This window comes from Allochromatium tepidum, from assembly GCF_018409545.1.
In the GTDB taxonomy this organism is placed as follows: domain Bacteria; phylum Pseudomonadota; class Gammaproteobacteria; order Chromatiales; family Chromatiaceae; genus Thermochromatium; species Thermochromatium tepidum_A.
The window spans coordinates 783179-796977 of record NZ_AP024563.1 but is presented as its reverse complement, the minus strand read 5'-3'; the positions used below and the strand labels follow the sequence as shown (position 1 = coordinate 796977).

General features: G+C 66.4%; 9 protein-coding genes. 3 read left to right on the top strand and 6 right to left on the bottom strand.

Translation table 11 applies throughout. The features are described from left to right. Window positions 1–5 precede the first annotated feature (5 nt). Both der and Atep_RS03745 read left to right on the top strand, forming a co-directional pair. Window positions 6–1409, top strand: a complete 1404-nt coding sequence (gene der, locus Atep_RS03750) for a ribosome biogenesis GTPase Der (protein ID WP_213380337.1) — start codon at window positions 6–8, stop codon at window positions 1407–1409. Between the two features lie 79 nt (window positions 1410–1488). After that, entirely contained in the window at window positions 1489–1926 is a 438-nt protein-coding gene (locus Atep_RS03745; RefSeq protein WP_213380336.1) for a coiled-coil domain-containing protein, read from the top strand. 19 nt (window positions 1927–1945) lie between these two features. On the opposite strand, the gene Atep_RS03740 is transcribed toward Atep_RS03745, so the two are convergent. The 6 genes from Atep_RS03740 to Atep_RS03715 all read right to left on the bottom strand — a co-directional run bounded on the left by Atep_RS03740 (window position 1946) and on the right by Atep_RS03715 (window position 12321). Next, complete coding sequence (locus tag Atep_RS03740; RefSeq protein ID WP_213380335.1) at window positions 1946–3226, bottom strand: hypothetical protein; 1281 nt, start codon at window positions 3224–3226, stop codon at window positions 1946–1948. Between the two features lie 15 nt (window positions 3227–3241). Further along, window positions 3242–3469, bottom strand: a complete 228-nt coding sequence (locus Atep_RS03735; RefSeq protein WP_213380334.1) for a DUF2249 domain-containing protein — start codon at window positions 3467–3469, stop codon at window positions 3242–3244. Beyond that, window positions 3459–3899: a hemerythrin domain-containing protein gene (locus Atep_RS03730; protein ID WP_213380333.1), complete on the bottom strand. Its 441-nt coding sequence runs from the start codon at window positions 3897–3899 to the stop codon at window positions 3459–3461. Before Atep_RS03730 ends, Atep_RS03735 begins: the two co-directional genes overlap by 11 nt. An 85-nt stretch (window positions 3900–3984) precedes the next feature. Further along, window positions 3985–8196: a hypothetical protein gene (locus Atep_RS03725; RefSeq protein WP_236786444.1), complete on the bottom strand. Its 4212-nt coding sequence runs from the start codon at window positions 8194–8196 to the stop codon at window positions 3985–3987. 487 nt (window positions 8197–8683) lie between these two features. Continuing rightward, on the bottom strand, window positions 8684–10348 hold the full coding sequence (locus tag Atep_RS03720) for a hypothetical protein (RefSeq protein WP_236786442.1): 1665 nt from the start codon (window positions 10346–10348) through the stop codon (window positions 8684–8686). A 134-nt stretch (window positions 10349–10482) separates the two neighbouring features. Next, on the bottom strand, window positions 10483–12321 hold the full coding sequence (locus tag Atep_RS03715) for a PhoX family protein (protein ID WP_213380331.1): 1839 nt from the start codon (window positions 12319–12321) through the stop codon (window positions 10483–10485). A 209-nt stretch (window positions 12322–12530) separates the two neighbouring features. Between Atep_RS03715 and Atep_RS03710 the strand changes: the two genes are divergently transcribed. Then, window positions 12531–13718 carry a pyridoxal-phosphate-dependent aminotransferase family protein gene (locus Atep_RS03710; protein ID WP_213380330.1) on the top strand — a complete coding sequence of 396 codons (1188 nt, stop codon included), beginning with the start codon at window positions 12531–12533 and terminating at the stop codon, window positions 13716–13718. Window positions 13719–13799: the final 81 nt, after the last annotated feature.

Below are 13799 nucleotides of genomic sequence, written 5' to 3'. Positions count from 1 at the left end.
TCCGCATGTTGCCCGTCATCACTCTGATCGGCCGCCCCAACGTCGGCAAATCGACGCTCTTCAACCGGCTCACGCGCACCCGGGACGCCCTGGTCGCCGACTTTCCCGGTCTGACGCGCGACCGCCAGTACGGCATCGGTCGCATCGGACCGCGTCCCTATGTCATCGTCGACACCGGCGGCATCGGCAGTGCCGCTGAGGGGATCGAAGCGCTGATGGAACGACAGGTGCAGCGCGCCGTCGAGGAGGCCGATCATCTGCTGTTCATGGTCGATACCCGCGACGGCTGCACGCCCGAGGACGTCGACATCGCCCGGCGGCTACGCCGGCTCGGCAAGCCGATCACCCTGGTCGTCAACAAGAGCGACACCATGGACCCAACGCTGGCCGTGACCGACTTCCATCGGCTCGGACTGGGCGACCCCTGGGCGGCGTCCGCGACCCAGGGCCTGGGCATCCGCGGACTCATCGACCATGTCTTCGAGCAACTGCCCGAAAGCCTGGATGAGGATGCGGCGGAGACTGAGGACGACCGGATCAAGGTCGCGGTCGTCGGGCGCCCGAATGCGGGCAAGTCGACGCTCATCAACCGCTTGCTCGGCGAGGAACGGCAGGTCACGTTCGACAGTCCGGGCACCACGCGCGACAGTATCTTCATCCCCTTCGAGCGTCCCGGCCACGATCAGCGTTACACCCTGATCGACACGGCCGGACTGCGGCGCCGCGCGCGCGTCCATGACCCGATCGAGAAATTCAGCGTCATCAAGACCCTGCAAGCAATCGAGGAAGCCAACGTCATCATCCTGGTGATCGATGCGCACGAAGGCATCGGCGAGCAGGACGCCACGCTCGCCGGGCACATCATCGACAGCGGGCGGGCGCTGGTGGTGGCGATCAACAAATGGGACGGGCTGGACCCGGATGCGCGCAATCGGGTGCGCGATCAGTTCGCGCGCAAGCTGGCGTTTCTGGATTTCGCCAAGCTGCACCGGGTCTCGGCGCTGTACGGCAGTGGTGTCGGCCATTTGCTCGACGATGTGGATCTGGCCTATGCCAATGCCACCCGCGATCTGTCGACGCCCGAGCTGACGCGGCTGCTGGAAGCGGCGGTGATGGAGCATCAGCCGCCGTTGGTCAAGGGCCGGCGCATCAAGCTGCGCTATGCCCACCAGGGCGGACGCAATCCGCCGATCATCGTCATCCACGGCAACCAGACCGACGTGGTCCCCGAGACCTACAAGCGCTATCTCATCAACCGCTTCCGCAAGGAACTCGATCTGCTCGGCACTCCGCTGCGGCTGGAGTTCAAGAGCGGTTCCAATCCCTATCAGGGCAAGCGCAACACGCTCACGGCGCGTCAGATCGCCAAGAAGCAGCGGCTCAAGCGTTTCACTCAGCGCAAGAGTTGAGCGCGTCCGGGTGGCTTGGCTCCGGGGCGATCGATGGGTACTCTAGGGCACAACAGGATCTGGTTTGGAGATCATGCCCATGAGTTCCGTCGTCGAACTGTATGAAGCCCTGAGCACCGCCCCTGACGATCGCACCCGAGCGCGGGTGATCGCCGAGGCGTTCGAGCGGCTGGAGGATCGCTATCCGCATCTGCCCGAGCTGGCCACACAGGGGCATGTGCGCGAATCCGAGCTGCGGTTGCAAAAGGAGATCGAGCAGGTACAGGCGAATCTCAAACTCGAGATCGAGCAGGTGCGAGCCGACCTGCGAATCACCGAGCAGCGACTGCAAAAAGAGATCGAGCAGTTACGGGCCGATCTCAAGCTGGAGATCGAACAGCTCCGTTCCGAACTCAAGCTCGATATCGAACGTGTGCGCGGTGAAGTTGCGCGCGTCAAGATCGATCTGCTGAAATGGCTCGTGCCCTTGACGTTCGCCCAAGTCGCCGCGATCGCGGCACTCGTGAAATTGCTGTGATGCCGGATTCGCAAGCGGTCTACAAGCGTCGACCGATTTCGAGATAGCGTCCATAGCAGTCGAACTGGAGCCGGCTCAGTAACGCGGCGGCCCCCATCAGCATGAGCGCGCCGAGCGCCATCAGCCCGGCGCTCCAGGTCTTGTCCGGCCAGATGGCCGCCGACGTCAATGCCGACAACGCGCCCAGATGCAGCCCGAACTGAACGCGCGCCGAGCGCTCGGGGATGAACGCCTGCATGTGCGGTAGCCGCACGTCGAAACGCCGTGCCGCGACCTGCCGATGCTGGAGATGGAACCAGCTCAGAAAGGGCATGATCTTGAACAGCATCCCGCTCGGCAGTCCGAGGCCGACGCCGATCAGGACCAGGACGCCGATGAGTTCCGGTCGTCCGCCGAACAACCAGACCAGTGCGGCCAGCAATGCGCTCAGCATGGCGCTCCACCAGTGCAGCAGCGTGACATCGATACGCGGACGCACACGCCGGCGCTGTCGATCCAGGGTCACGACGGCGAAAACGGCCAGGACTCCAACCGCAGGTCCGAATCCCCAGACCGCCGCACCACTCCAACCCATGAGCGTGAACGCGGTCGCGATCAATAAGCCGCTCAGGATCAGCCAGGCCGCCGATCGCGCCAGCCAGGCCGGATAGGCCGGCGTGACATGGAACATGGGCACCACCTGATAGCCGACCCCCAGGATCAGCATCCCGACCCAGCCGAGCAGCGCCCAACCGAGATGCAGATCGACCCAAGCGGTCAACCCGCCGATCGGCACGCCGAGCAGACCGGCCACCAGCAACACGCCGAGCAGCAGTGTCATCAGCAGTCCGAAGAGCGCCAGCCGCATCGCCTGGAGCGTGCGCGGTGCGCCCCTGCCACGCGCGAGCGCGACCCCGGCGGCACCCATGAACAGGGTCAGCCCGAGCGCGAGCGCACCCGCCCCCAAACTGAGCCGGACCGTCCCGCCCCATTGAAGTCCGGCCACGAGCGCCAGCGTCCCCAGGATCAGGCACCCCTGCACCAGCGACGCGATCCAGGTCGCCCCCGGCACACGCGCACCGATCAGCACCGGCAGCATCTGGAACAAGGCGCCCAGCATCACCTGGGTCAGAAAACCGAGTGCGATCAGATGGGTCAGCGCCAGGGCACTCGGCGACCAGCGCGTCAGCAGGACCGCCTCACCCTGCCACAGCAGCAGCACGCCTGCCAGGAGGACGAAGAACGGCGCGGCCAGGAAGAAGGCGAAGGGCACCCGGATCGGCGGGGCCTGATCCAGACTGAGTCCGGCGGTATTGAGCACGGTGCGATCTCCGCTTCAGGACCGGATGAGGATCTCGAAATACTCGTCCGCGCCCTCGGTATGCCACTGATAGCCCAGACGGCGCAGCAGATCGTAGAGCGGAAACGGCTCGCGCCGATGCACGACCCGCAGTCGCGCGTCCCTGGGCATGTCGGCGAGCGTGTCGAGGATGCGTTCGAGCGGCTCGGGCGGTTCGAGCCGGCGCACGTCGAGCTGGAATGTCTCGCCGGTCTCAGGACTCACGCGCCACCAGCCCGGCGATCTCGGTCGCCTGATCGCGCAGCGCGCCATCGGCCATGGGATAGAGCACGATCTCTTCCTTGGAGTTGTGCTGCTGGGTGAGGAAATGGAAGGTCTCCAGCACGCCCTGACAGGTGTCGCGGTCGCGCTGCGCCACCGCCTCGCCCAGATCGCCGAGTAGCGCGCGCATCTGGGCGTGCTCGGAGCACATGACCTCGATCGGATTGGACGCGACCCGATAGATGCTCGCCAAACGCGGGAAGAGCGTCTGCTCCTCGACGTCGAAATGATGGTTGACGGCCGAGATCAGCGCCTCGGACGCCTGAGCGATGACCTCCCAGTCGCCGCTGCTCAGGCTCTTCTCGGCGGCAGCCAGCAGGTGGTCGCAGGCATGATGATCATGGGTGAAGGCGTCGGTGATGATGGATGCCATGGTTGGATCGACTCGCTGGATGAATGGATGGACGAAGGCTGGACGCGATTCTGCAAGGCGGCGACAGGCGCCGCCTTGATCCGGATCATCCGCGCCCGGCCGCGTCGCCCCGGCCATAGCCGTCGAGCCGCAAAGGTTCGGATTCGGGATCCGGCCCGGCCCCCGGCTTGGGGCGATCCAGCCAAGGACTCGGATGCGCGAAGCCCTGCCAGCCCCAGCGCAGCCAGTCGAGTAGCCGCACAGCCAGCCACAGCGCCCAGGCGAGCATGAGCGCGCGATAGACCCACAGCGGCACCGAGATCACCCAGACCTCGGGCAGACGCGGACCGCCGCGATCCTGATACCAGTTCAACAGGGTCGCACTCGAGCCATGACCGCGAATCCACATCTCGGGATAGCCGAGCAGACCCTGCCGGACGGCGCCGATCAGGGCCGACAGCGCCAGGAGCGTGAGCAGCACCAGCCCGAACTGGAGCAGATTGAAGCGCCACCAGAGCACGCCGGCCGTATTCAGACGCCGGCGCCAGCCGAGCGCGAACAGCCAGCCGCCGATCAGCAGCGCCACCCAGACCTCGGACAGTGCCAGCCCCAGACCGAGCAGCAGCCAGTCGTACCGGCGCAGCGGCGTCAGACGCACCCGCCCGAGCACCAGCGCCACGCCGACCAGTACCACGAACAGCCCCCAGAACAGCACCGCCGGCCCGATCCCCGGACCCCAGGCGAACAGCACCCAGCGGTCATCGGGCAGACGTAGCCGCTGGGTGAGATTGACTGCGGTCTGTCCCAGATCCGGGCCGGCCGGGCTGAAGCTCGCCGTCAGCGGTGACTCCAGACGCCAGCCGACCAGCATCTCCTGAGTGCCGGGCACCAGCGGCAGCTCGACCAATGTCGTCTGGCCGCTCGGCAGCGGAAGGGTACGGCCATCGATGCTCAGGGTTCGGGTCTCGGCGCCCTCGGGCAACCGGAGCCTGTAGACGCCGCCCTGAGTGCTCCGCGCCGTCAGGGTCAGGGTCGTGTCCGTGCCGCGCCGTCCGGGTTCGACCTGGACATCGACGCGATCCAACGTCAACGTGGGACCGGGCACACCCTCGGGACGACTGATCCGTAGGCGCAGGGACTCGCCGGGCAGCGGACGCCAGTGCGGCAGCCAGCGCTCGCCCTGGCCCCGATGATGGATCGGGGCCAGATCCATGCCGTCCAGATGCCAGATCGGGCTGAGATCCAGCCACCAGGATTCGGTCAGACGCGGATCCGTGCCGGCCGTCAATTCGAGTTCGGCCACGGGTTTGAGGCTGGAGGTCCAGCGTAGCTCGGTCTGTCCCGGAGCGAGCGCGACCCGGACCTGTCCGCCCTCGACCTGGAGGGCCGCCGTCTGGACCGACTCGCCCGGCAGCAGCGGTACTGGGACCAGCGCGGGAAACTCGGGCGCCGAGAGCCGACTGACCCGCGTCTCGACTCGCCAGTCGAGTCCGAATTCGAGCCGGCGTTCGATCAGGAGCAGCGGCGGCAGGGCGTCCTGGGTCAGTGGCCGCTCGCCCTCGGACTCGGCGCTCGCCAGACGGATCAGTTGGATCTGGCGTCCAGGCCGACCATCGGTACGGATGCCCTCGACCCGCCAGCCGTCGGCCGCGACGACCTCGACCCGGCGCGGATCGAGCGCCAGCGGCAGGTCGATGCGCGTCTCGGCGCCGAGCGCGCCGGTCAACTGCAACCGATGCCGGCCCGGATCGAGCGGGATCAGCAGACGTCCATCGCCGTCGCGGCGCAGGCGTTCCAGCACGACGCCATCGAGAATCACCGAACTCGGCGACCAGCCCGAGCGGGCATCGAGGATCTCGGCGGCCATCGCCGTCGCCGCGTCCAGGGTCAGATCCAGGGTCAAACGCTCCGGTTCGGCGCGCAGGACGAGGCCGGCGAGCGTCAGACATTCGGGCAGACACTCGGGCGGCGCGAGCAGGCGTGTGCGCAGTTCGTCCAGGAGGGCCGGACTCGGGAAGTCGGCGGCCAGGGTCGGACGTGGGGTCAGCATCGCTCCCAGGATCAGAGCCGGCACCAACAGCGACAGCGGAGCACCGGCGCGAAACTTACTTTGCAAGCGCTGTTTTAAATCCGCCCCCGAGAGACTCAGATCCGATAGCCGCAGTCCCAGCGCGACCAGCAGCAGACCGGCGACGAATACGAGCACGAGACGCCGGCCAGGCGTCAGCCACCAGAGTCGTGCCCCATCGTTCGGTCCGACGGGTCCGGTCCAGCTCAGATCGACCTGACGCCACTGCCAGTCCGGGATGCCCGGCCCGGTCTGGACCAGGGCCTTGGGGTCGAGCCGTTCCAGGGGCGGTGGCGGCGCGGCTGGGCGCGCCAGCGATGAGGGGGCGTAGACCTTGCCTTCACGACGTGCCGGCTCCGGTTCGGCTTGAGGCAAGAGTGCGTCCGACTCCGTCAGCGTCTTCTCGAAGGCGAAGGTCGGCGCCGGTGCTCGGGCGCCCGCCACGCCGCCGGTCGAACTCCAGTACGGCTGGGCGAGCTGCGGATAGAGTCCGCCGCGGACCTCGGAGACCAGGAAGGGCAGACCGATCGCCAGTAGCGCGAGCACCGCCAGCCGCCGATACCAGAGCACGAAGGTGCGCCAGCGCGCCAGCCCGCGCGATTCGCCCTGATCGGGCAGCAGACGCAACAATGCAGCCGCGGCCAGCAGATGCAACCACACCAGACGCGGCGCACCGGGTTCGAGCCAGGTGAGCGCCAGCGTCACGAGCGCCAGCGCACCCCAGCCCAGTCCCCACAGACGCCCGACGCCGAGCGCCGGGATCAGCACTAGGAACAGATCGAGCAGCGTCCAGCGCGTCAGCCAGGTGTCGGGACGATTGTCGACCCCGGAAACGGCCAGCAGATCCCAGCCCGGCGGCAGATGCAGCCGACTGGTCGCGCCGTCGAGCACCAGCGACCAGCCCGAGGCCGGTATCCAGTCGGATTTGGCGTCGAGACGGCTGTCGGCGACCAGATCCAGGCGACCGCGCCGCACCTCGACACCGGGCGGTGCGTCGGCATCGAGCCGGGTGATGAGCACCGGCTCGCCGTCGACCCGCGCCTGACCCAGATCGAGACCGGGTGCGGCCTCCAGCCGCCGGCTTCGGGTCAGATCGCCGTCGAGACGATCGCGCGCGCTATAGCCCTGTCCGTCGAAGTCGAGCCAGATCTCGCGCGCGAGCCGCAGTCGATCCGGTTCGGGGTCCGTGTCGCCGCGTCCCTGCTCGGTGAATGTGAGCACCGCACCTGGGCCGGCCGCATAGACCGGTAGCCGCGCCCAATCGCCCGGAAGCCCGGTCTGGCTCGGGTCGAGCCTCTCCAGGCCCGACAGCTCGACGCGGCGGCGTTCGGGCTGGGCGGCGAAGGCCCAGACCTCACGCGCGGGCCAGGGTGCGGCGAGATCGGCCGGTCGCGCCAGTCGGGTCACAGCGCCCGGATGGTGGCTCGCGACCTCCAGCACCCAGCGTCCGGGACGCACCTGGACGCGCAGCGTGCCATCCGGCTCCAGACGGGTCGGCAGGGGACTGACGACATTCGAGGGGATGCCGTCGGGCAGCAGGACCGGGCCGAGCCGGATCTCGCGGGCGCGCCCGGACACCTCCAGTTCGAGCCGGGTCAGGATGCGCAGCGGCAGGTCGTCATCGATACGTCGATAGACCTCCAGCCGCAGATGATCGCCCTCCCCGTCCGCGCGCGTCTGGCCGGGATCGCGCAACCAGAGCCGAGCGTCCCGGTCCAGTCGCGGCGAGATCGGTGCGCGTCCATCGAGCGCCAGGGTCAGGAGTCCGGTCTCGGGGGGCAGCGGGAGGGATTCGGGACGCTCGCGCCACTGGAAGCGTCCGGTCAGACGATGTCGGCCGGCGGGTAGCTGGGCCGCCGGACGTCCGTCGCGCGCCGTGACCGGCAGTGGCACGTCATCGGCGCGCACGTCCTGCGGCCAGAGATCGACGTCGCCCGGCAGCGAGATCCAGTCCTCGGCCTTCAGCTCCCAGACCTGCTCGAAGCGGCCGCCCCCGGCGTCCAGTTCGAGCTGCAACAGGCCCGGCCAGGCGCAGAGCCGGTTCACGCCGCGCGCGTCCAGCGGACAGGCGCGCCGGTCGCGTCCGTTCGGTCCCTGCTCCAGCACCCAGGGAACCCAGGGTTCGAGTGACTTGGGGATCGCGATCCCGGTACTTTCGTCGCTGCCCGATCGAGCCGTGGACTCGGCGGGTGGGAACAGAGTTTGGGCCTCGGCACGCGCCGGCGGCAGCGCCAATACCAGGAGAATCATCCATACGGCAAACCGTCCGGGACTGGAGCAAAAAACAATTCTTGATTTTTTCTTCATTTTTCATCAGAATTTTTCATTGTAGATAGGTTATCTACAAGCGTGAAGGTTTCACGCTCCATGGTCGGGGTCAACGTCGAATCGCAAGGTTGTTCTCTGTTCAGGATGAACGCCGAGGCAATTTTTATGGCGCAAGCTGGGTTTCGACGGCTGACCACGGCCCATGTTGCCGGTGTTGACCGGCCATTCGGTTGGGACTGCTCAACCCGGACTCCAGTTGCTCACCCGCCAGGGTGTTATCAACGGAGAGCGAAATGCCTAAAAGCTGCATAAGCAATTTTGTTTAGGTTTTTAGGAACAGCCTGACATACCTGGACCTCGTCGGGTTGAATCGAACCACGCCATGATCGGAAACGAGCATAGCATGGTGCGACGAGGCCGGACGGCCGAACCCGCGCGAGTCGGGTTCGGCATCCGGCTACACGGACGTTCAGTAGCCCAACAGCGGCTCCTCGACCCCGGTCGGGGTGTTCTGATCGACCCAGGGATGGACGTTGAAGCCGGCCGTCTCGATCATGGCATCACGCCCCTCGATGAAGCTCTGTTCCCGGACGATCACCCGATAGGCCTTGTTGAGCTGCATGGCGCGCTCGGGCGAGGCATAGAGCAGGACGCTGATGTCTTCACGCAACCGTTCCAGCATCTCGGGCTTGAGTTCGCCATCAGCATTGAAGAAGCGTTCGCGCACCTCGCGGTTCTGGCGGAACTCGTCGCCCGCGCCATTGGCCGCGAGATAGAAGGCGTACTCCGGCTCGCCGGCGCGCCGCAACGGTTCAGGCAGGCCGTCGAGCCCCTTCCGGCTCCAGTGATGCCAGCCGCGTTGGAAGCCGTCGGCCTCGAAGCGGCGTGGAAAGGCGAAGCTCGAGTCCGTGGTCGCTCCCAGGCCGCCGTGACAGCCGACACAGAAGGCCAGTTCCTCGTAGCTCTGCGGACGCAACTGCCCCTCGGCATCCTCGATCAGCCCCGAATAGACCCAGCCCTGATCGTTGCTGACTCCGGATTCGAGATTGCCCCGGAAGACGCGCACCCGATCCGGGAAGTCGTGTTTCTCCTTGGTCTCGGCGGCCATGCGGCTGTCGAGTTCGGCATAGGTCATCCAATAGCGCTTCCTGGCGTGGCGCACTTCCTTCATGCGCGCGGCGAGCCGGTTGTCGCCCGATTCGTCGACGTCGATATAGCGCACCGTATGCAGGAACTCGGTGCCTTCCGGATAGAGTCCGGCGGCCAGATGCACGCGCCCGGCACGCTGTTCTTCGAGCGCCTGGCCGACGTACCACATCAGACGCCCCTCGCGCGGCGCCCAGTCGTAGCGCACCCATTCGGCGGTACCGATGGCGCCGTCGCGATCGAGATCGACCCCGCCGAGCGCGGCCTCGTCGACCGGCTCGATGGCGATGTCGCGCCGACGGATCAGTGACTCGACGATGGCCAGATTGGTCTTGTAGACGGCGCGGTCGAACTCACCGGCTGCATTGCGCCTGAAGGGTTCGTCCAGTCGGATGAGCACATCGTCGGTCGAGCCGTTGGTCGGCCAGAAGGTACCGACGAAGGGGTAATAGCCGAAGGCACGCCAGCCGGTCGGCCGTCCCTCGGGGTCGAGATCGAAGCCCTCGTCGTCGAAGCGGAAATAGGCATCCGGGACATAGCCGTCCCAGCGGCCGTTGTCGTCGTAGTCCCAATCTTCCGGCGGCTCGGCCAGACGCCGGGCGGGGATGATGCGACCCTCGGCATCCAGATAATTGCTCCGGCGGATGTAGTCACGCATCTCATCATCGCCGATCGCCGCGATCTCGGCGCGCCGATCCTTGTAGAGATTCTTCCAGGGATTCTCCTCGGCCGGCGCCGGGAAACTGAAGGTCAGTTGCAGATCCTGGTCGTTGAGATAGTTGGGCGCCTGCGACTGAGTGTGACAGGCATAGCAGGGATTGCGGATCCGACCTTGGTCGTCGACCGTCTTGGTATAGCACTGCGAGACGATGTGGGGCGTCTCGTTCTTGAGGATGCGCTCGTCGAGTCCGGCGCTCGGCGCCGAGCCGGCCCAAGACAGGCCGAGCAGGATCGAGAGCATGGCGGGAAAGCGGGATTGAAATGACATGGCAGCGGTACCGATTGACGCGAACGGCCTCATGCTTCGAGTCGAGCGGCAAAAACTCCCGCCGTCGCCTCGGATCGGCACGCGACCGATCCGAGACGCCGTGGAAGTCCCCCGACTTCAAAGACGAACGAAGATCACTTGTTCATGGCCGGAAAGACGAAGTAGCCGGTATAAGCCGAGAGCTGACCGGGTTCTTCGAGCTTGTCGGCATCCGACTCGCCATAGGGATGCTGGACGACCGACATCAGATAGGCAAAGCCGTTGATGTCGGGATAGAAGTACGGCGACGTGGTCTCGGAGCCGTAGGGCGTGGTCTGGATGCGGGTGAGCCGGCCCGAGGTCAGGTCGTAGGACCAGATCATGTCGTTCTGATGACCCGACCCCGTATCCTCGCCGATGATGAGTGTGTTGTAGCCCGGCATGTAGGTGATATTGTCCGGGTTGGCGATGCCGTTGAGGTCGCACTTGTTGACGCCGTCATACTCGGGCGACTCGGCGCCGGCGCCATAATCCATGGTCAGCGGTTTGCCGACGACGAGCGGGAACATGTCGACGGCCGTATAGTTGCCGTCCAGGTGCAGTCCATAGACAGCGCCGCAGACATTGGCCTGCTCCAGTCTCATGTGATTCGGGCCGCCGATGTCGTACTTGTCATAGCTGCCCTGGGCACGTCCGGCGCGACTGTAATCGAGCATGCCGCGATCGACCTCGGACATGGCGACATAGAGCCGATGACGATCGGAGTCATAGGTGATGCCCTCCATCTTGCGGAACTCGGTCGTTCCGCCCTGCATCGCCGCCCAACGGCGGGTCTCCAGACGTGAGGCGATGTTCTCGTCCATCCAGTTGACGGTGCCGTCCCGGTTGACGTCGCGCAGTCTGAGACACTGATGATCGCCATCGTCATGCCCGGCGTTGATCGAGGTGAAGCCATCGGGACAGGTCGGACGCTCGCCCTCGGCCAGCGCGACCGGCTCGGCCTCGTCGAAGATGTCGGCGAAACGATAGCGCTCGATCCAGTCGCGCACCTCGTCGTTGGTGGTCCAGCCGAGATAGACCCAGTTGAGTTTGGCCAGTCCGGCGCCACGGGCGTCCTTCTGATTCCACTGCGCGACCCAGAGCGCACCGGCGCTCAGATCGCCCGGCCGGCTGGCGACGAAGCGGAACAGTCCGACGTTGGTGCCGTCGTCGGACATGTAGACGGTCTTGCGGTCGGGCATCACATAGCCGAGTTCGAGCGCGATACGGCCCATGGCATAGTGCTTCTCGACCCGTGCCGAGTCGAAGCCGTCGACCTTGATCTCGACCGGCCAGCCGTAGTCATAGGGATTCATGACCGAACCGGCCTCGGCAGGCGTTGCACCGAAATAGGTCGCCATGGCGGCGTTGTACTCGGTGATGGTGCCGTCGCGCCACTGCTTGGCGTCCGGTTCGTATTCCTCCGAACCCAGATGCGTGCCCCAGGGCGTGACGCTGCCGGCGCAATGGACCCAGCCGCCGTTGACCTGCGAGAAGTCGAGCGGACGGGTGCGCAGCGCGGTCAGATGACCGTTGCCCGGATCCTGGGCCAGTTCGGTCAGATACATGGCTCCGGGACGCGACTCGAAGTGCGAGACCATGTAGAGCTTGCCGTCGGCGCCGCGCAGCAGCGACGCAAAGTCATTGTCGTTGGAGATGTAGGCCGAACCATCCTCGGCGAGCAACGGCCGTCCATCGATGTCGTAGAGCTGGCCGAAGCGGAATCCGTTCGCATCCTGGACGCCGGTCTGGCCGGAGCGCAGGATGGTGTTGTAGCCGAGATCGACCGTCACGCCGTCGACGACGGCCTGGGGCGAGGTCAGGATCGCGCGCTTCTCGGCATCGGTGCGCGGGACAGGCGCCTCGCTGAACTCGATGGTGCCTGCAAGGACGGGTGCGCCGCAGCAGCCGAGCGCCAGAATCGCCGCCACCGCCTGCTTGACTGAAGACTCCATGGTCGTGCTCCGTGGGTTCGAGGTTGGAAAAGACTGGGATTCGGACCGCGAGAGCATAAAGGCGGGTCATGACGTTCGGATGGCCATTCTGTGACGACTGCATGAGTCACCGCGTCGAGCCGTCTCGGAACCTCGGTCGCGCATTGCATACGACCCGGCAAATCGCCTTATACTCGCCGGCCAGTCGATTGATTTCCAGGGTACTGCCGATGACCATTCGTTCCTTCAATCCTCCCGTTCGCACCCTCATGGGGCCGGGCCCGGCCGACGTCCACCCGCGCGTGCTCGCCGCCCTCGCCCGCCCGACCATCGGCCATCTCGACCCGGCCTTCGTCGGCATGATGGACGAGGTCAAAGACCTGCTGCGCACCGCCTTCCGTACCCGCAACGCCCTGACCATGCCGGTCTCGGCCCCCGGCTCGGCGGGCATGGAGACCTGCTTCGTCAATCTGGTCGAGCCGGGCGACGAGGTCGTGGTCTGCATCAACGGCGTCTTCGGCGGCCGCATGAAGGAGAACGTCGAGCGCGCCGGCGGCGTGCCCATCGTCGTCCAGGGCACCTGGGGCCGCGCCGTCGATCCCGATCAGGTCGCCGACACCCTCAAGCGCCATCCCAACGCCCGGCTGCTCGCCTTCGTCCAGGCCGAGACCAGCACCGGCGCCCAGTCCGACGCACGCGCCCTGGCCGAGATCGCCCGTCGCCACGACTGTCTGACCATCGTCGATGCCGTGACCGCGCTCGGCGGCTCGCCGCTGGAGGTCGATGCCTGGGGGCTGGACGCGGTCTACGCGGGCTCTCAGAAGTGTCTGTCCTGCGTGCCCGGACTGGCGCCCGTGACCTTCAACGAGCGCGCCCTGGAAAAGGTCCGAGCGCGCAAGACCAGGGTCCGGAGCTGGTTCCTGGACCTGAATCTGGTCATGGGCTACTGGAGCGGCGAGCAGAAGCGCAGCTATCACCATACCGCGCCGGTCAACGCCCTCTATGCCCTGCACGAAGCGTTGGTGATGCTGGCCGAGGAAGGCGTCGAGGCGGCCTGGAAGCGTCACGCCCATCATCATCTGGCCCTGCGCGCCGGACTGGAGACCCTGGGCCTTGAACTGATCGTGCCCGAGGCCGAGCGTCTGCCCCAGCTCAACAGCGTCGCCGTGCCGGCCGGCATCGATGAAGCGGCGCTGCGTGCGCGTCTGCTGTCGCGTTACAACCTGGAACTGGGCGCCGGACTCGGCGATCTGGCCGGCAAGGTCTGGCGCATCGGACTCATGGGCTACAGCAGCCGTCCGGCCAACATCCTGCTCTGTCTCGGCGCCATGGCGAGCGAACTGGATGCCGTGGGCTATCGCGCCGACGCGGGTGCGGCCATCGCGGCGGCGCGCGCCGTGCTCGATCAGGCCGATTGAGGCCCGCGCGGCATGTTCCTGCCCAATCGCCGGCGTCTCGGTGTGCGTCTTGGTCTTCGCGCTCGGGGCGATGGCGCTCTT